We start from the raw sequence: 19,270 nt of genomic DNA, 5'->3' as shown, positions 1-19,270 counted from the left end.
ACGGCCTTTCATTTGTTCATCCCCTTGCCCAACCGGTAACGCGTCATTAGTCTCGCCGAAACATGCAAGCGCTTCGACAGTTCGAGCGCGCTTCGACGAGAGGGGCCATGCCACCATGAGATCCGGGTTGAACCGCAGGAGCTTCCTGACCACCGCCGCCACGGTCGCGGGAGCCGCCGCGATGGCGCCGATGCTGTCCGCCTGCGGCAGCGGCTCGGCCAAGAAGTCCGGCGCGAACACCAAGGAGGGCCTGAAGGCGGCGCTGCCGGCCTACGTGCCGAACGGCAACGCGGTCAAGCCGGACATCGCCTCCGTGCAGGGCGGACCCGACGCCGCGACCGACCCGGCCTACCTCTCCTACCCCGCCTCCCCACCCTCCAGCGTCTCCGGTGTCCCGGGCAAGGGCGGCAGCTACACGGCGGTCACCCCGCTGTGGGGCACCAACCCGCCGGCCGGCAACTCCTTCTTCCAGGCGATGAACAAGGCGCTCGGGGTCGAGCTGACCGTCAAGCCCGCGGACGGGAACACCTACGACACCATCGTCCCGACGATGACCGCCGCCAAGAAGCTGCCGGACTGGATCAACCTGCCGGCCTGGTGGAACGCCAAGTTCAACACCGGTTCGCTGGTCGGCAGCCAGCTCGCGGACCTGACCCCGTACCTGTCCGGCGACAACATCAAGAAGTACCCGAACCTGGCCGCCCTCCCCACCGGCGCCTGGCAGAACGGGGTCTGGGGCGACAAGCTCTACGGGATCCCGTGCTTCTCCACCAGCTTCGGCATCCCGGGAGCCACCTTCTACCGCCGGGACATCCTCGAAGGCCGGGGCATCACGGCCGAGCAGGTCAAGTCCGCCGACGACCTGATGAACATCGGCAAGGAACTGACCGACGCCAAGCGCGGTGTGTGGGCCTTCGACGACGTGTGGACATACCTCCAGTTCAGCTGGGGCGTCCCCATGAACTGGAGGGTCGACAACGGCAAGCTGGTCCACCCGTTCGAGACCCAGGAGTTCCTGGAGGCCCTCGACTGGCACTACCGCCTGGCCACCGCGGGCTACATGCACCCGGACGCGCTCGCCGGTGACAACGCCAACGGCGCGACCCGCTTCTACAGCGGGAAGGTGCTCATCGCGGGCGGCGGACTGGGCGCCTGGAACCTGGCCGACCACCAGTCCGGCACCGCCGCGGACCCGAACTACCGGCGCGGCGCCCTCAACGCCGTCACCGCCGGCGGAACAGGCACACCGGTGATCTACATGGGTGCCTCCGCCAGCATGATCAGCTACCTCAACGCCGACCTGAAGCCCGCGCAGATCGAGGAACTCCTCTCCGTCGCGAACTACCTGGCCGCCCCCTACGGCACCGCCGAGTACACCCTGGTCAACTTCGGTGTCGAGGGCGTCCACCACACCCGGGTCAACGGCGTGCCGACCTTCACGGAGGAGGGCAAGAAGGACGTCCAGGCGACGGCCTTCCCGTTCCTGGCCGCCTCCTCCTCCGTGATCAGCAACCCGGGAGGTGACCAGGTCACCAAGGACTACGCGGCCTGGTCGGCCGCCAACGTCAAGTACCTCACCAAGCCGCCCTTCTGGGGCATGAACTTCACCATGCCCCAGGCGATCTCCTCGGCCGCGGCGGCGCAGAACGTCAACGACACCATCAAGGACTGCTACCACGGCAAGAAGAAGGTCTCCGAGGTGCAGGACGCCATCTCCAGCTGGCGGTCCGGCCCCGGCGAGAGGCTCAAGCAGTGGATGACCGACAACGTCCTCGACAAGTACGGCACCGGCCAGTGAGCAGCGCAGCACCGCAGCGCCCGGCCGGCAGCGCGCGGCTCAACTGGCGGATCAGACTGCGGCGCGACCGGTCGCTCCTGTTGATGACGGTGCCCGCGGTCGCCCTGCTCCTGGTGTTCAACTACGTCCCGCTGTTCGGCATCGTCACCGCCTTCCAGGAGTACGACCCGCTGGTCGGGGTCTGGCACAGCGAGTGGGTCGGTTTCGACCAGTTCCAGCAGCTGTTCGGCGACCCGGCGTTCTGGGCCTCGATGAGGAACACGCTGTACCTGAGCTTCGTGCAGCTGGTCCTGTTCTTCCCGGTCCCGATCGCGCTCGCCCTGCTGCTCAACTCGGTGATGAGCGAGCGGATCCGCAACCTGTTCCAGTCCGTGGTCTACCTGCCGCACTTCTTCTCGTGGGTGCTCGCGATCACCATCTTCCAGCAGATGCTGGGCGGCGCCGGCGTGCTCAACCAGTTCCTGCGCCAGCACGACATCGGCACCTGGGACATCATGACCAACCCGCACACCTTCGCCCTGTTGGTCACCTCCCAGGCGATCTGGAAGGAGGCCGGCTGGGGGATCATCGTCTTCCTCGCGGCGCTCAGCGCGATCAACAGTGAGCTGTACGAGGCCGCGGCGGCGGACGGCGCGGGACGGCTGAGGCGGATGTGGCACATCACGCTGCCGGGCCTGCGCGGGGTGATCGTCCTGATGCTGGTCCTGCGCCTCGGCAACGCGCTGTCCGTCGGCTTCGAGCAGTTCCTGATCCAGCGCGACGCGGTCGGCCACGAGGCGGCGGACGTCCTGGACACCTTCTCCTTCTACTACGGCATCGCCACCGGCGGCTACAGCTACGGCGCGGCGGCCGGGCTCTTCAAGAGCGTGGTCTCGCTGCTGCTCATCTGGGGCGCCAACAAGCTGGCACACGCCTTCGGCGAGGACGGGCTGTACCGAAAATGACCAACGCACTCACCATCGGTTCCCGGCGCGAACGGCGCGGCCGGGAAGCAGGCACCACCCGGCGCAGGGCGCGCTCCGCCCGCCCGCCCTGGGAGGAGCCGCCCACCATCGTCGGTCGAACCGCCAAGGGGCTGACGCTCGGGACGACGCTCGCCGTCATCCTGGTCCCGCTCTGGATCATAGTGCTGACCAGCTTCTCCACGCCCGGTGCCGTCAACCGGGCCGGCGGTCTGGTGATCTGGCCGGACGGCCTGAGCACCGAGACGTACCGTCAGATGCTCAGCGACCCGACGGTCGTCACCGCACTGATGGTGAGCCTGGGCATCACCATGGTCGGAACGGCGGTCTCCATGGCCGTCTCGGTCCTGTGCGCCTACGGCCTCTCCCGGTCGCGCTCCTTCGGGCACCGCTTCATCCTGATGGTGCTGATCGTCACGATGTTCGTCGGCGGCGGCCTGATCCCGAGCTTCCTGGTGGTCACCGGGCTGGGCGGCTACGGCCAGTGGTGGGCGCTGATCCTGCCGGGCGCGGTCTCCGTCTTCAACATCCTGGTGCTGCGCGCGTTCTACCAGGACACCTCCTCCGAACTGATCGACGCCGCCCGAATGGACGGCGCCGGCGACTGGCGGATCCTGTGGTCCGTCGTCCTGCCCACCTCGCGCGCCGTCACCGCGGTCACCGCGCTCTTCTACGCCGTGGGCTACTGGAACTCCTTCTTCAACGTGATGCTCTACATGCCGACGGACAGTCAGAAGTGGCCGCTGCAGTACGTGCTGCTCACCTACGTCAACCGGGGCAACGGCCTACCCGGTTCCGTCAACTCCGGCTTCGGCAGCGCCCACGCGCAGACCGCCCCGCTGTCGCTGCAGATGGCGGTCGTGGTCCTCACCCTCGTACCGCTGGTGATCGTGTACCCGTTCGTGCAGAAGCACCTGCGCACCGGTGTCCTGACCGGCGCGATCAAGGGCTGAGCCCTACCGGAACCCAATCGAAGGAACAGCACGATGGTGACACTCGCCGATGTGGCCAAGCGCGCCGGCGTCTCGTCGAGCACGGTCAGCTACGCCCTCAGCGGCAAGCGGCCGATCGCGGACCTGACCAGGACCCGCATCGAGCAGGCCATCACGGAACTCGGCTACCACCCCAACGCTGGTGCCCGGGCGCTGGCCGGCAAGCGATCGCACATCATCGCCCTGGTGGTGCCGCTCCACCCCGAGGTGCACGTGCCCACCATGATGGAGATCGCCATCGCGGTCACGGTGGCCGCCCGCGAGCACGGCCACGACGTCCTGCTGCTCACCAACAACGAGGGGCCCGACGGCGTCCGCCGGGTCGCCGCCACCGGACTCGCCGACGGCGTCATCCTCATGGACGTCCGACTGGACGACGACCGCGTCCCGGTCCTGCGCGCCGAGCAGATCCCGGCCGCCCTCATCGGTCTGCCCGACGATCCCGCCGGCCTCTCCTGCGTCGACCACGACTTCGCCACCGCGGGCGCCCTGTGCGCCGACCACCTGGCCGACCTCGGCCACCGCGACATCGCCTTCATCGGCTACAGCAGCGGCGTCTACCGGCGGCACGCCGGCTACGCCGAACGCACCCTGAGCGGCTTCCGCGCCCGCGCCGAGCGGCGCGACCTGCGCTTCCTCCACCGACCGTGCGAGGGCAGCTACGAGAGCACCGCCGGCACCCTGGCACGCATCCTCGCGGACCGCCCGGAGACCACCGGGTTCGTGGTGCAGAACGAGGCCGCCATCGGCCCGCTGCTCACCCTGCTGCGCGCCAGTGGGCGGACCGTGCCGGAGGACGCCTCCGTCATCGCCATCTGCCCCGACCCGATGGCCGAGCAGTACTCCCCCCGACTCACCTCCGTGACCAGCCCGAAGAAGGACCTCGGACAGGTCGCCGTCGAGCAGGTCATGGCAAGGATCGCCGCGACCGCCGCGGGTGACCGGCCCGAGGACCAACTCCTCCTGATGCCACCGGAGCTGGTGGTCCGGGAAAGCACCGCCGGGGCCCCGCGCCGCACTTGACACCGCTCCCGGAAGGACGGTTCCCAGATGGACATCCGACGGCTCACCGACCGACTCGGCGGCCTCGCCTTCGGCGGGGACTACAACCCCGAGCAGTGGGACGAGCAGGTCTGGAAGCAGGACGACGAACTCATGCGCCGGGCGCGGGTCAACCTCGCCACCGTGGGTGTCTTCTCCTGGGCTCTGCTGGAGCCCGAGGAGGGACGGTACGACTTCGACTGGCTCGACGCCCACCTCGACCGCCTGCACGCCAACGGCGTCGCCGTCGACCTCGCCACCCCGACCGCTTCCCCGCCGCCCTGGTTCACCCTCGCCCACCCCGACGCCCTGCCGGTCCGCCCGGACGGTACCCGCCTGACCCACGGCAGCCGGGACACCTACTGCCTCACCGCCCCTGCCTATCGCCGGGCCGCCCGCCGCATCGCCGGCGCCCTCGCCGAACGCTACGGGGACCACCCGGCGCTCGCCCTGTGGCACGTTCACAACGAGTACGTGACGCTCTGCCTCTGCGACCACACCGCCGCCGCCTTCCGGGTCTGGCTGCGTGCCCGCCACGGATCCCTTGACGCCCTCAACGAGGCCTGGGGCACGGCCTTCTGGAGCCAGCGCTACACCTCGTGGGAACAGATACTGCCGCCCCGCGACAGCCAGTGGCACCGCAACCCCGGCCAGGCACTGGACTTCAGCCGCTTCTGGTCCGACGAGACCCTCGCCGCCTACCGCGAGCAGCGCGACGCGATCCGCGCCCACAGCGACCGCCCGGTGACGACCAACCTCATGGTGCCCAGCTACCAGAACCTGGACCTGTGGGCCTTCGGCCGCGAGGTCGACCTGGTCTCGATCGATCACTACCCCGGCGCACCCGGCGTCGACGCCGCCGCCCATGCCGCCTTCGACGCGGACCGGGCCCGTTCGTTCGCCGGCGGCGGCCCCTGGCTGCTGATGGAACAGGGCACCAACACCGTCTACGCCGGCGGCCGCGTCCTGGCCAAGGAGCCGGGGGACATCCTGCGCCACTCGCTCGCCCACATCGCCCGAGGCTCGGAGGGCGCGCTGTTCTTCCAGTGGCGCCAGTCCCGAGCCGGCGCCGAGCAGTGGCACTCGGCGATGGTCCCGCACGCCGGGGCGGACAGCCGTACCTTCCGCGAGGTCACGGCGACCGGGGAGGCCGTCGCCCGGCTCGGCGAACTCGCCGGCTCCACCGTCCGGGCCGAGGTCGCCGTCCTGCACGACTCCGACGCCTGGTGGGCGATGGACATCGACGGGCTCCCGTCCTCCGAGCTCGACTACTTCGCCGCGCTGAGCCGCGCGCACCGGGCGCTCTGGGAGGCCGGACGGACGGTCGACTTCGCCCACCCCGAGCACGATCTGAGCCGCTACCGGCTGGTGATCGCCCCGGCGCTGTTCCTGCTCACCGACGCAGGCGCCGGGAACCTGCGCCGCTACGTCGCCGCCGGTGGCACCCTGCTGGTGCAGCACTTCAGCGGCATGGTCAACGAGCGCCTGCACGCCCGGCTCGGCGGCTACCCGGCCGCCCCGCTGCGCGAGGCGCTCGGCATCCGGGTCGAGGAGTACCGCCCGCTGCGCCAGGATGAGCAGATCACGCTCTCCGACGGCTCGACGGCCGACTCCTGGAGCGAGTCCCTGAGCACCGAAGGTGCCGAAACGCTCGCCGCCTACACCCACGGCATGCTGGCCGGCAGCCCCGCGCTCACCCGTCACGACTTCGGCTCCGGCTACGGCTGGTACCTCTCCACCCGCCTCGACGACACCGGCTACGCCGCCCTGGTCGGCCGGCTGCTCACCGAGGCCGGGGTCGCCCCGGAGCTGCCGGGCCTGCCGCCCGGCGTCGAGGCCGTCGCCCGGCACGCCCCCGACGGCCGGCGCTGGCTCCTGCTGCTCAACCACCGAGACGACGCGGTCCCGCTGCCCCGCCCGGGCCACGACCTCCTCACGGACGGGCCCCTGCGCGAACTGCCGCCCGGCGGCTGCGCCGTCCTGCGAGCGCACTGACTCCGCACCCGACGTCTCCCCCATCGAGGAAGGCCGCCATGACCGACCCGCTCGAGACGATCCGCTGGGGTCACGCCGCCCTGGAGCTGGAGATCGCCCTGGACGAGCCCGGCCCGCCGCGCCTGGTCCGCATCGGCGCACCCGGTGAGAAGACCGCCGCCCCACGCCCCGCCGCACCGCTGCCGCTGGTGGAGGTGACGACCGCCGGCCTCGGCCGCTACTGGTCGGGCCGCCACCTCGTCAACACCGTCCTCGGCTCGCGGCTGCGCCACCGCTCCCACCACGCGATTAGGGACGGCGACTGGCACGTACTCACCGTCGACCTCCACGAGCCCGAGACCGGCCTGACCGCCCAGGCGGTCTACCGGTCCCCGGACGGCCTGCCGGTGCTGCGCAGCGAAGTCCTGCTGCGCAACGAAGGGGATCGGACTCTCCACCTGGAGTCGGTCGGGTCGCTCGTCGCGGGCTGCCTCACCGGGGGCGACCCGGCGGCCCTGGACGGCGCGGAGCTGTTGTGGGCGGAGAACGAATGGTTCGCCGAATGCCGCTGGCAGCGCCGGCCGCTGCGGGTGTCCTCGCCCGAGCGGGGCGGCCGCTTCCACACCACAGCCGGCCGCAGCACCCGCGTCGTCGCCGGTCAGGGCGTGTGGTCCAGCTGCGGCCGGCTGCCGATGGGCGGCCTGACGGAACGCGAGTCCGGCCGTACCTGGCTGTGGCAGATCGAGCACAACGGCGGCGGCTGGCGCTGGGAGTGCGGCGTGCGCGACGACACCGCGTACGCGGCACTGTACGGCCCGAACGCCGCCGACCACGGCTGGCGCCACCCGCTGGAGCCCGGCACCGAGTTCCGCACCGTGCCGGTGGCCCTGGCGCTGGCTGCGGAGGGCGGCCCCGACGGAGCCTTCGCCGCCCTCACCAGCTACCGCCGCGCCACCCGCCGACCGCACCCCGACCACCGCCGACTGCCGGTGATCTTCAACGACTACATGAACTGCCTGATGGGCGACCCCACCACGGCCAAGCTGCTGCCGCTGGTCGAAGCCGCCGCCGAGGCCGGCGCGGAGTACTTCGTCATCGACGCCGGCTGGTACGACGACGGCGACAACTGGTGGAGCTCCGTCGGCGCCTGGGAGCCGTCAGCCTCCCGGTTCCCCGGCCCGAACGGGATCCACGAGGTGCTGGACCGCATCCGGGAGCGGGGCATGGTCCCCGGCCTGTGGCTGGAGCCCGAGGCGGTCGGGACGAACAGTCCGGTGGCCGCCTCCCTGCCGGAGGAGGCGTTCTTCCGCCGCGACGATCGGCGCGTGGAGGAGGGCGGTGGCCGCTACCACCTCGACCTGCGTCACCCGGCCGCCCGGGCCCACCTGGACGGCGTGGTGGACCGCCTGGTCGGCGAGTGGGGCATCGGCTACCTCAAGCTCGACCACAACACCGACCCCGGGTCCGGCACCAGCAGCCACCCGGCCGAGGCCCCGGCGGCCGGCCTGCTCGGCCACAACCGGGCCCAGCTCGACTGGCTGGACGGCATCCTGGACCGGTACCCGGACCTGGTGCTCGAGAACTGCGCCTCCGGCGGCATGCGGATGGACTACGCCCTGCTCTCCCGGCTCCAGCTGCAGTCCACCAGCGACCAGCAGGACCTGCTGCGCTACGCCCCGATCGCGGCGGCGGCCCCCACCGCCGTCACCCCCGAGCAGGGCGCCGTCTGGGCGTACCCGCTGCCCGAGGACTCCCTCGACGAGGTCGCCTTCACCATGGCGAGCGCGCTCCTCGGCCGCATCCACCTCTCCGGCCGCCTCACCGAACTCTCCCCGGAAGCCCGGGACCTGGTCCACGAGGCGGTGGCCGTCCACAAGTCGATCCGCGCCGATCTCCGCGAGGCGGTGCCCGCCTGGCCGCTCGGGCTCCCCAACTGGGAGGACCCGTGGATCACCCTGGCGCTGCGCACCCCGGACACCACCTACGTCACCGCCTGGCGGCGCACCGGCGAGGAGACCGTCAGGGACCTCGACCTGCCCCACCTGGCCGGTGCGGACGTCCACGTCGAGGTGCTCTACCCGGCCTCCAGCCGGGCCGGCACTGTCTGGAGGCCGGATGCCGCCGAACTCGCTCTGACCCTCCCGGCGGCGCCGTCCGCCGTCCTGCTGCGCCTCACCAGGACCTCTCCCGAACGGAGTTGACCATGCGCTCGGCGAGCGCGCGCGCCCCACCGCGCCGGCCCGCATCCGTACCGACCACGCTTCTCGTCCGGGCCCGACCCCGTGCAACCGTGCCGGGCCCACCGTCCAGAACGCAGGAGTTCGACCCCCAACCGAACTCCACGCACCCCCACCCCCTGGAGGGACGCAATGAGAAGGTCAGTCCAGTCCTGTCATGGGCGCGCCATAGCCGTCGCGGCGGCCCTCGCGCTCGCCGCCACCGGCGCGATCGCCGCCGTCGCACCGCCCGCCGTCGCCGCGAACTCCGTGTCGGTGTCCGTCGACGCCGCCCTGCAGCTCGCCACCGTCCCCGCCACCGGCGTCGGCGTGAACATCCCGGTCTACGACGCCAACATGAACTCCGCCGCCACCCCCGGCCTGCTCAGCACGGCCGGCTTCAACACCGTCCGCTACCCCGGCGGCAGCCACTCCGACGTCTACCACTGGCAGACCGGCACCGCCGAGGCCGGTGCGTACGTTGCCCCGAACACCGGCTTCGACGCCTTCATGGGCACCGTGCGCGCCGCCGGAGCGCAGCCGATCATCACCGCCAACTACGGGTCCGGCACCCCCCAGGAGGCCGCCGACTGGGTCCGGTACGCCAACGTCACCAAGGGCTACGGCGTCAAGTACTGGGAGATCGGCAACGAGGTCTACGGCAACGGCGAGTACAGCAACGGCAACGGCTGGGAGTACGACACCCACAGCAGCAAGAGCGCCACGACCTACGCCAACAACCTGGTGCAGTACGTCTCGGCGATGAAGGCGGTCGACCCGGGCATCAAGATCGGCGCCGTGCTGACCACCCCCGGTTACTGGCCGGACGGCATCGTCGGCCCGGGCGACACCATGGACTGGAACCACACCGTCCTGTCGATCGCCGGCTCGAAGATCGACTTCGCCATCGTGCACGCCTACCCGACCAGCACCAGCCCGGCCGACCTGCTCACCAAGCCGCAGGCCCAGAACCCGGCCATCGCCGGCGCCGTGCGCTCGCTGATCAACCAGTACGCCGGAACCAACGCCCCCAACGTCGGCATCGCGGTGACCGAGGCGAACGCCCAGGCGTACCTGGACACCTCCCCGAACGGCCTGTTCGCGCCGGACAACTACCTCACCTGGATCGAGAACGGCGCGTTCAACGTCGACTGGTGGGACCTGCGCAACGGCACCGACTGCACCAAGGTGACCACCGTCGAGGGCGCCACCGACTACAACGACGGCGGCATGGTCTCCAGCGGCGCCGGCTGCGAGCCGACCGTCAACACGCCCTTCCCCGCCTACTACGGCACCCAGATGATCTCCAAGCTGGGCGCGCCCGGGGACACACTGGTCAAGGCCGCCAGCTCGTCCTCGCTGCTCTCCGCACACGCCGTGCGGAAGGCCAACGGCGACGTGACCGTCATGCTGATCAACAAGGACCCGAACAACGCCGCCACGGTCAGCCTGTCGTACACCGGCTTCACCCCGTCCTCCGCCACCCCGACCGTCTACTCGTACCTGAAGAACGGTCACTCGATCGGCTCGGCCCAGTCCGGCAGCACCACCGCCCAGACCGTGCCGGCCTACGGGATCACCGTGGTGCAGATGCACCCGACCAGCGCGCCCTGCCGGGTCGTCTACAACAAGAACGAGTGGCCGGGCGGCATGGTCGGCACCGTCACCGTCGTCAACAACAGCCTCGGCCAGGTCAACGGCTGGAGCCTCGGCTTCACCTTCCCCGGCGACAACGCCATCACCAACACCTGGAGCGCCTCGGTGTCGCAGAGCGGCACGAGCGTCAACGCCGCGAACGTGTGGTACGACGCCGCCGTCCCGCAGGGCGGGAGCGTCCAGTGGGGCTTCAACGCCACCTGGTCCAGGAGCGACGCCAATCCCTCCGCCTTCTGGTTCAACGGCGCCTCCTGCGCGATCGGATGAACCCGACCGGTGGTGCCCCGGACTCCCCGGGGCACCACCCCCGAACGCGAACCACCGAAAGGAACCGACCACGTGTCAGAGCAGATCCAGCCGTCCGGCACCGTCCCCAACCCGGTGATCCCCGGCTTCCACCCCGACCCCAGCGTCTGCCGCGTGGGCGACGACTACTACCTGGTGTGCTCCAGCTTCGAGTACTTCCCCGGCATCCCGGTCTTCCACAGCCGGGACCTGGTGAACTGGACGCAGATCGGCAACGCCCTCGACCGGCCGAGCCAGCTGCGCCTGCCGCGCGACATGCCGTCCTCCGGCGGCATCTACGCGCCGACCCTGCGCCACCACGACGGCCGCTTCTGGCTGATCGTCACCAACGTCGGCGACGGCGGCAACATGCTCTTCACCGCCACCGACCCGGCCGGACCCTGGTCCGACCCGGTCCGGCTGCCCGGGGTTCCCGGGATCGACCCCGACCTCGCCTGGGACGAGGACGGCACTTGCTGGTGCACCGTCGCCGGCGTCTCCCAGGTCCGCCTCGACCCGACGACCGGCGAGACCCTCGGCGAGCCGTACCGGATCTGGTCCGGCACCCCCGGCTCAATGGCCCCCGAGGCCCCCCACCTGTACCGGATCGGCGACTACTGGTACCTGATGATCGCCGAGGGCGGCACCGAACGCGGCCACGGCGTCTCCATCGCCCGCGGCCTGACGCCCTCCGGCCCGTTCGAGCCGTGCCCGGCGAACCCGGTCCTGACCCACCGCGGCACCGCCAGTCCCATCCAGAACACCGGGCACGCCGACCTCGTCCAGGCGCCCGACGGCTCCTGGTGGATGGTGCTGCTCGCGGTCCGGCCGCGCGGCGGCACTCCCGGCTGGTACGTCCTCGGCCGGGAGACCTTCCTCGCCCCCGTCGAGTGGGTGGACGGTTGGCCGGTCGTCGGCGAGGTCACCGCCGAACTGCCCACGCCCGCCTGGCCGCTGCACTCCGCCCCCGCCGTGCCGGCCCGGGACGACTTCGACCAGGCCGAGCTGCACCCCCGGTGGATCTCGGTCCGCGAGCGCCCGGAGGGCTCGTGCACCACGAAGGAACGATCCGGCTGGCTCACCCTGCGCGCCGCCGGCGCCTCCCTGGACGAGACCGACACGGTGTTCGTGGGCCGCCGCCAGCAGCACCTCGCCTGCCGCGCGAGCACCCTGATCGATCCCGCCGACGGCCGCGGCGGCCTGGCCGTCCGCCTGGACGAGGAGCACCACTACGAGATCGAGGCGGCCGACGGCGTAGTGAAGGTGTTCGCCCGGATCGGCCCGCTGCGCACCGAGGTCGCCACCCGGCCGGTGCCCGCCGGAGCGGTGGTGCTCGGGGTCGAGATCGTCCCGCGGCCGACGCGCGGCCCGCGCACCGGACCTGACGACGTCATCTTCGGCATCGAGGATCCCGACGGCACCTTCACCGTGCTCGCCGGCCTCGACGGCCGCTACCTGTCCACCGAGGTGGCCGGCGGTTTCACCGGCCGGGTCATCGGCGTGTACGCCGCGGCCGGCACCGTCCACTTCGACCGGTTCGACTACGAGCCGCTCCCGCTGCCCTGACCACCCGTCAGGGGCTCCCCGCGCCCTGTCCGCGACGAAAGGGACATCCCGTGAACGACGCACAGCAGACCACCCGCCCGCGCGGCCGCCGCCTCCACCGCACGGCCGCCCTCGTGGTGGCCCTTGCCACCACCGGCAGCCTCGCCTACGGCACCGCCGTCGCCACACCGGCCGACCAGGCCCGGACCCGGGGCCGGGCGGTCGCCGTCCCGCAGGACCCGATGGCCGCCGTGGCCGCGATGCAGCCGAGCTGGAACCTCGGCAACACCCTGGACGCCATCCCCGACGAGACCTCCTGGGGCAACCCGCTCACCACCAAGGCCACGTTCGACGGCCTCCGGGCCCAGGGCTTCCGCAGCGTCCGGATCCCCGTCACCTGGTACCCCCACCAGTCCGCCACCGCCCCGTACACCATCGACCCGGCGTACCTGAAGCGGGTCAAGCAGGTGGTGGACTGGGCCCTGGCGGACGGCCTCTACGTCGAGATCAACGTCCACCACGACTCCTGGCAGTGGATCGCGAACATGTCCACCGACCACGACAACGTGCTCGCCCGGTTCAACGCGACCTGGCAGCAGATCGCCACCGCCTTCCGGGACGAGCCGCGCGCGCTGCTGATGGAGAGCATCAACGAGCCGCAGTTCAACAACGCGACCGACGCCCAGAAGACCCAGTACCTGCGGGAGCTCAACACCTCGTTCCAGCGGATCGTCCGGGGCAGCGGCAGGGGGAACAAGGACCGCCTGCTCGTCCTGCCCTCGGAGGAGACCAACAACGCCCAGCACTGGCTCGACGACCTGTCGACGACGATCAACTCGCTGCACGACCGCAACCTGGTGGCGACCGTGCACTACTACAGCTGGTACCCGTTCAGCGTGAACATCGCCAACGGCCCGAGCTACGACGCCACGGCGCAGAAGGACCTGACCGAGGGCTTCCGCCGGGTGCACGACACCCTCGTCGCCAAGGGCGTCCCCGTCTACCTCGGCGAGTACGGCCTGCTCACCTCGCCCTACTCGGGCGTCGTCGAGCGCGGCGAGATGCTCAAGTACTTCGAGCACGTCAACTACGAGGCCCGGGCCAACGGCATGACCACCGCACTCTGGGACGCCGCCAACGACTTCCTGAACCGCAGCACCATGCAGTGGCAGGTCCCCGAGATGGAGGCCCTGATCAAGTCGGGCTGGCGGACCCGCTCGGGCACCGCCTCCAGCGACAACGTCTTCGTGCCGAGCTCCGGCCCCATCACGGCGCAGACCATCACGCTGAACCCCAACGGGCTCTGGTTCACCGGGCTCTGGCAGGGCGACGTCCCGCTGATGCCGATGCGCGACTACACCCTCAACGGCAACCAGCTCACGCTGACCGCGGGGGCCCTCACCCGGCTCGCCGGCAACCGGGCCCTCGGGCTCAACGCGACCCTCCAGGTCCGGTACTCCGACGGAGTCCCCTGGAAGCTCTTCGTGCGCTCGTACGACAGGCCGGTCCTCTCCGGCGCCACCGGAACGGCCGACGGGCTCACCATCCCGACCCGGTTCAACGGCGATCTGATGGCCAACGTGGAGTCCACCTACGCCGACGGCACGGCCGCCGGGCCGGCCTCCTGGACCACCTTCCAGTCGTTCGACAACTACCGCGCCGACTACGGCGCCAACACCACCACCGTCAAGGCCGACTTCCTCAAGTCGCTGAAGGACGACGCCCCGGTGACGCTCACCTTCCGCTTCTGGACCGGCGCCACCGTCACCTACCACCTGACCAAGTCCGGCACCACGGTCACCGGCACCGCCGGCTGACCCCCACCCATCCACCCGAAAAGGGGCACACCTCGTGAACAACGCGCAGCAGACCTTACGCCGGCGGAGCCGCCTCCGGCTGACGGCCGGACTCGTGGTGGCGCTGGTCACCGCCGGTGCGCCGGCCGCCGTCCCCGCCTTCGCGGCGCCGGCCGCCCCGGGCGCCGCGCAGCCCGCTAGCATGTTCGTCCCCAAGGACCCGGTAGCCGCGGTCGCCGCGATGCAGCCCAGCTGGAACCTCGGCAACACCCTGGACGCCATCCCCGACGAGACCTCCTGGGGAAACCCGCTCACCACCAAGGCCCTGTTCGACAGGATCAGGGCGGAGGGCTTCCGCAGCGTCCGGATCCCCGTCACCTGGTCCGGCCACCAGTCCGCCACCGCCCCCTACACCATCGACCCGGCGTGGATGGCGCGGGTCAGGCAGGTGGTCGACCTCGCCCTGGCGGACGGCCTCTACGTCGAGATCAACGTCCACCACGACTCGTGGCAGTGGATCAACAAGATGTCCACCGACCACGACAACGTGCTCGCCCGGTTCAACGCGACCTGGCAGCAGATCGCCACCGCCTTCAAGGACGAGCCGCGCAAGCTGCTCATGGAGAGCATCAACGAACCGCAGTTCGCCGACTCGACCGACGCCCAGAGGACCCAGTACCTGCGGGAGCTCAACACCTCGTTCCACACCATCGTCCGGGGCAGCGGCGGGGTGAACAAGGACCGCCTGCTCGTCCTGCCCTCGGAGGAGACCAACAACGCCCAGCACTGGCTCGACGACCTGTCGACCACGATGAGCTCGCTGCACGACCGCAACCTGGTGGCGACCGTCCACTACTACAGCTTCTGGCCGTTCAGCGTGAACGTCGCCAACGGCACGACCTACGACGCCAGGACCCAGGCCGACCTGACCGAGGGCTTCGCCCGGGTGCACGACACCTTCGTCGCCAAGGGCATCCCGGTCTACCTCGGCGAGTACGGCCTGCTCAGCGAGCCCAACTCCGGCATCGTCGAGCGCGGGGAGATGCTGAAGTACTACGAGCACGTCAACTACGTCGCCCGGGCCAACGGCATCACCACCGCGCTCTGGGACGACGCCAACTACCTGAACCGCGCCACCATGCAGTGGCGGGACCCCGCCCTCATGGCCCTGATCAAGTCGTCCTGGCGGACCCGCTCCGGCACCGCCTCCACCGACAACCTCTTCCTGCCGAAGTCCGGCCCCATCACGGCGCAGACCGTCACGCTGAACCCCAACGGGCTCTGGTTCGCGGGGCTCTGGCAGGGCGACCGCCCGCTGATCCCGTTCCTCGACTACACCCTCAGCGGCGACCGGCTCACGCTCACCGCGGACACCCTCACCCGGCTCGCCGGCGACCGCGCCCACGGGCTCAACGCGACCCTCCAGGTCCGGTACTCCGACGGAGTCCCCTGGCAGCTCAACGTGCGCACCTCCGAGCAACCGGGGCTGTCCGACGCCACCGGAACCGCCGACGGGATCACCATCCCGACCCGGTTCAACGGCGACCTGCTGGCCAACGTGGAGTCCACGTACGCCGACGGCAGCGCCGCCGGCCCGTACGGCTGGACCACGTACCAGGAGTTCAACAACTACGCCGCCGACTATGACGCCAACACCACCGCCGTCAAGGCCGGCTTCATCCAGTCACTGAAGGACGACGCCCCGGTGACGCTCACCTTCCGCTTCTGGAGCGGCGCGACCGTCACGTACCACGTGACCAAGTCCGGCACCACGGTGACCGGCACCGCCTCCTGACCCGTACCCGTCCCCGCCCCGGCCGTCGCTCCCGGCGGCCGGGGCCTCGCCCTGCCGAGGTTTGCGCATGTTCCCACTGTCCCCGCGCGTCCTGTTCGGCGCCGCCTACTATCCCGAGTACCAGCCGTACGACCGGTTGAAGGAAGACCTCGACCTGATGGCGGCGGCGAAGTTCACCGTCGTCCGGGTCGGCGAGTCGGTCTGGTCCACCTGGGAGCCCGAGAGCGGCCGGTTCGAACTGGACTGGCTGCAGCCGGTGCTCGACGGCGCCCACGAGCGCGGCATCGCGGTCGTGCTCGGCACGCCCACCTACGCCGTGCCGCCATGGCTGAGCCGGCTCTACCCGGAGATCGCCGTCGAGCAGGCCACCGGGCGGCCCATGGGCTGGGGCGCCCGCCAGGAGGCCGACTTCAGCCACCCGGCCTTCCGCTTCCACGCCGAGCGCGTCACCCGCGCCGTCCTCGCCCGGTACGCCGCGCACCCCGCCGTGATCGGCTTCCAGGTGGACAACGAGCCCGGTCTGCGGCTGCCGCACAACCGCGGTGTCTTCCAGCGATTCGTCGACCACCTACGGCAGACCTACGGCGACGTGGAGACCCTCAACCGCGCGTGGGGGCTGGTCTACTGGTCGCACCGGCTGTCCACCTGGGCCGACCTGTGGACGCCCGACGGCAACCAGCAGCCCCAGTACGACGTCGCCTGGCGGGCCTTCCAGGCACGGCAGACCACCGAGTTCGTCGCCTGGCAGGCCGCCATCGCGCGCGAGTACGCCCGCCCCGACCAGTTCGTCACCACCTGCCTCGCCTACGAGCACCCGGCGATGGAGGACGACGAGGTGACCGACGCGCTGGACGTCACCGCGGCCAACCCGTACTACGCCATGCAGGACGGCCTCGCCCTGCCCGACCCCACGCCCGACGACCACGAGCAGCAGTGGATGACCACCGGCGTCTGGGCGCTCTACCGGAGCGCGGACCGGATCTTCTCCTCCCGGCAGGAGCCGTTCCTGGTCACCGAGACCAACGCCCAGGCGATCGGCGGCACCTCGGACAACCGGCCGGCCTTCGACGGCCAGTGGCGGCAGGCCGCCTGGGCACTGGTCTCCCGCGGCGCCCGGATGATCGAGTACTGGCACTGGCACACCCTGCACTTCGGCACCGAGACCTCCTGGCTCGGCATCCTCCCGCACAGCGGCCGGCCGGGCCGGGTGTACGCCGAACTCGCCCGGCTCGGCGCGGAGTTCGAGACGGCGGGCGGGCTGGTCGCCGGCCTCGAGCCGGACGCCGACATCGCCATGGTCTACTCCGTGCCCAGCAAGTGGCTGATGCAGAAGTACCCGCCGCTGGCGCGCGCCGACGGCAGCCCGGACGCCGCCTCCTACCAGCGCATCTTCGACCCGTTCTACCGCGGTGCCTTCGAGGCCGGCCGCCAGGTGCGGATCCTGCACGCCCGTCAGCTCCACGACGCCCGCGGAGAGCGCGAGGGCGTGGCGCCGGAGGAGGCGGCGCGGCGCCACCCGGTGCTGATCGCCCCGGCGCTCTACCTGGCCGAGGACTCGCTGCTCGACTGGCTCGCCGCCTACGCCGAGGCCGGCGGGCACCTGGTGCTGGGCCCGCGCACCGGCTACGCCGACCAGGAGGCCAGGGCGCGCCACGAGCCGGCCCCCGCACGGCTCGTGGGGGCCGCCGGGGTCTGGTACGACGAGTTCAGCAACCTCTCCGCCGACCTGCCGGTCCGCGCCGCGCCCGGCAGCCCGCTGACGCTGCCCCCCGGCAGCACGGCGACCCGCTGGGTGGAGGGCCTGACCGCCGCCGACGCCACCGCGCTGGTCGAGTACGACCACCCGCACTTCGGCCGCTGGCCCGCCGTCACCACCCGCCGCCACGGCGCGGGCCGGGTGACCTGCGTCGGCACCGTGCCCGGCCGCGACCTCGCCCGGGAGCTGGCCGCCTGGCTGGCCCCGGTCGCCGTCGGCGGCTGGCACGGCCTGCCGGAGTCCGTCACCGCGATCACCGGTACCGCCGCCGACGGGCGCCGGGTCCACGTGGTGCACAACTGGAGCCGGCAACCGGCCGAGGTCCGGACACCCGCCGCCCTGACCGACGTCCTCGACGGCAGCGCGCTCGACGCGGGCGCCCCGGTCCGGCTGGGCGCCTGGGACGTACGGCTCCTCACCTCAGGCTGACCTGGTCGCAACGGGTGCCGGCGGGCCCACGGAGCACCGCGGCCGGCCTCGCCACATCTCCTCGGGCAGCCGCCGGGTGAGCAGCGCCCGCCCCGGGGTCGGGCTACTTCCCGCCCGCGTGCGCCGGAGCCGACGATCGCGCGGCCACCCCTTCGTCGTAGACGAACAGCGCCAGTCCCAGCGTGAGGAGGCCGACGAGGGCCCACAGCGTGCGAGCACCCGCGGTTGCCGTCAGCAGGCCGCCTCCGGACGCGCCGGCGAGGAAGGCGGCGATGACGGCGGCGAACTGGCGCGCTCGGCGTGCCGCTTCGCGATCGCGGTCGACGACGGCCTTGTAGGCGCTCTGGGTCGCGGTGCGGAGGTTCCCCGTCGTCATCGTGGTGTTGTACGCGGTGTCCACCAGCTTGCGGAAGGTGGAGACCTGAACCGATGCGGTGAAGGCGATCACGACGGTGACGAGCATGTCCGGAGTGTCCGCGGGGGCCAGCCCGACACCGGCGAGCACCACGATTTCGAGGACGAGGGCCGCGCGGGCCGGCCATCGAACGGCTGCGGCCACCCGGGGTCGTTTGAGAGACTCTGCGACGACCACGCCCATGACGAAGGCGATGATCGCCGGGAGCTGGTTCAGGGCCTGTGCCCACTGCCCCCGCGCGGCCGCGATGCCCAGCAGGACGATGTTCCCGGTCTGCGCGTTGGCGAAGACCCCACCGTGGGCGACGAAGGTGAAGGCGTCGAGCGCACCGCCCACCAGAGCCAGCAGTACGCCCAGCCGTACGGAGTGCGACGTGGGGAGCGGCGGCTCCGGAGCGAGGGTCTGTACCCGGCGGTCCGGTGCCGGCCTGCTCCGCGGTGAGGTCGGTTCGGGCAAGGTCTGGTGCCTCCGATCGGCGCGCCCGGCCGCGTGCCGTCCGGCTCGCCTTCCGAGCACGGACGCCGGATCTGCGGCCTGGTCCGCCGGGTGGTCGAAGATGGAAGAGGGTCGGCCCGGAGCAGGTGCTCCGGGCCGACCGGGTGGCCGTCTG

The 19,270-nt window shown here is 71.3% G+C and carries 12 protein-coding genes; 11 read left to right on the top strand and 1 reads right to left on the bottom strand.

Features of this window, described 5'->3' with window-relative positions:
• Nucleotides 1-115 precede the first annotated feature (115 nt).
• From FB465_RS32050 to FB465_RS32000, 11 genes are all read left to right on the top strand, one after another.
• A complete protein-coding gene (locus tag FB465_RS32050; protein WP_145796227.1) occupies nucleotides 116-1,798 on the top strand; it encodes an ABC transporter substrate-binding protein in 1,683 nt (560 codons plus the stop codon).
• The gene (locus FB465_RS32045; protein WP_425461268.1) at nucleotides 1,720-2,742 is read left to right on the top strand and encodes an ABC transporter permease; all 1,023 of its coding nucleotides are present in this window, start codon (nucleotides 1,720-1,722) and stop codon (nucleotides 2,740-2,742) included. Before FB465_RS32050 ends, FB465_RS32045 begins: the two co-directional genes overlap by 79 nt.
• Nucleotides 2,739-3,713 (top strand): carbohydrate ABC transporter permease, encoded by a 975-nt coding sequence (locus tag FB465_RS32040; RefSeq protein WP_145796225.1) that lies wholly within the window; start codon nucleotides 2,739-2,741, stop codon nucleotides 3,711-3,713. Before FB465_RS32045 ends, FB465_RS32040 begins: the two co-directional genes overlap by 4 nt.
• Before the next feature lie 33 nt (nucleotides 3,714-3,746).
• Nucleotides 3,747-4,775 (top strand): LacI family DNA-binding transcriptional regulator, encoded by a 1,029-nt coding sequence (locus FB465_RS32035; RefSeq protein WP_145796224.1) that lies wholly within the window; start codon nucleotides 3,747-3,749, stop codon nucleotides 4,773-4,775.
• 27 nt (nucleotides 4,776-4,802) lie between these two features.
• Nucleotides 4,803-6,788, top strand: coding sequence for a beta-galactosidase (locus tag FB465_RS32030; protein ID WP_145796222.1), 1,986 nt, complete (start codon nucleotides 4,803-4,805; stop codon nucleotides 6,786-6,788).
• A gap of 38 nt (nucleotides 6,789-6,826) precedes the next feature.
• Complete coding sequence (locus tag FB465_RS32025; protein ID WP_145796220.1) at nucleotides 6,827-8,968, top strand: glycoside hydrolase family 36 protein; 2,142 nt, start codon at nucleotides 6,827-6,829, stop codon at nucleotides 8,966-8,968.
• A gap of 168 nt (nucleotides 8,969-9,136) precedes the next feature.
• Nucleotides 9,137-10,906 carry a cellulose binding domain-containing protein gene (locus tag FB465_RS32020; protein ID WP_145796219.1) on the top strand — a complete coding sequence of 590 codons (1,770 nt, stop codon included), beginning with the start codon at nucleotides 9,137-9,139 and terminating at the stop codon, nucleotides 10,904-10,906.
• Nucleotides 10,907-10,978: 72 nt separating this feature from the next.
• A complete protein-coding gene (locus tag FB465_RS32015; protein WP_145796217.1) occupies nucleotides 10,979-12,490 on the top strand; it encodes a glycoside hydrolase family 43 protein in 1,512 nt (503 codons plus the stop codon).
• Nucleotides 12,491-12,540: 50 nt separating this feature from the next.
• The gene (locus FB465_RS32010) at nucleotides 12,541-14,286 is read left to right on the top strand and encodes a cellulase family glycosylhydrolase (protein WP_246192988.1); all 1,746 of its coding nucleotides are present in this window, start codon (nucleotides 12,541-12,543) and stop codon (nucleotides 14,284-14,286) included.
• Between the two features lie 34 nt (nucleotides 14,287-14,320).
• Nucleotides 14,321-16,060, top strand: coding sequence for a cellulase family glycosylhydrolase (locus FB465_RS32005; RefSeq protein ID WP_246192986.1), 1,740 nt, complete (start codon nucleotides 14,321-14,323; stop codon nucleotides 16,058-16,060).
• A 67-nt stretch (nucleotides 16,061-16,127) separates the two neighbouring features.
• Nucleotides 16,128-18,245 (top strand): beta-galactosidase, encoded by a 2,118-nt coding sequence (locus tag FB465_RS32000; protein ID WP_145796215.1) that lies wholly within the window; start codon nucleotides 16,128-16,130, stop codon nucleotides 18,243-18,245.
• 103 nt (nucleotides 18,246-18,348) lie between these two features.
• Here the strand turns inward: FB465_RS32000 and FB465_RS31995 are convergent, their stop codons facing one another.
• Nucleotides 18,349-19,116: a YoaK family protein gene (locus FB465_RS31995; protein ID WP_145796213.1), complete on the bottom strand. Its 768-nt coding sequence runs from the start codon at nucleotides 19,114-19,116 to the stop codon at nucleotides 18,349-18,351.
• Between the last annotated feature and the right edge of the window lie 154 nt (nucleotides 19,117-19,270).

Source organism: Kitasatospora atroaurantiaca (genome assembly GCF_007828955.1).
Classification (GTDB): domain Bacteria; phylum Actinomycetota; class Actinomycetes; order Streptomycetales; family Streptomycetaceae; genus Kitasatospora; species Kitasatospora atroaurantiaca.
The sequence above is the reverse complement of the archived record's forward strand: the minus strand, read 5'-3'. Positions and strand labels throughout refer to the sequence as shown.

Coding starts and splice junctions, on each gene's coding strand:
- FB465_RS32000 (WP_145796215.1), top strand. CDS start 16,128: ATGTTCCCACTGTCCCCGCGCGTCCTGTTCGGCGCCGCCTACTATCCC.
- FB465_RS32020 (WP_145796219.1), top strand. CDS start 9,137: ATGAGAAGGTCAGTCCAGTCCTGTCATGGGCGCGCCATAGCCGTCGCG.
- FB465_RS32035 (WP_145796224.1), top strand. CDS start 3,747: ATGGTGACACTCGCCGATGTGGCCAAGCGCGCCGGCGTCTCGTCGAGC.
- FB465_RS32040 (WP_145796225.1), top strand. CDS start 2,739: ATGACCAACGCACTCACCATCGGTTCCCGGCGCGAACGGCGCGGCCGG.
- FB465_RS32050 (WP_145796227.1), top strand. CDS start 116: ATGAGATCCGGGTTGAACCGCAGGAGCTTCCTGACCACCGCCGCCACG.
- FB465_RS32025 (WP_145796220.1), top strand. CDS start 6,827: ATGACCGACCCGCTCGAGACGATCCGCTGGGGTCACGCCGCCCTGGAG.
- FB465_RS32030 (WP_145796222.1), top strand. CDS start 4,803: ATGGACATCCGACGGCTCACCGACCGACTCGGCGGCCTCGCCTTCGGC.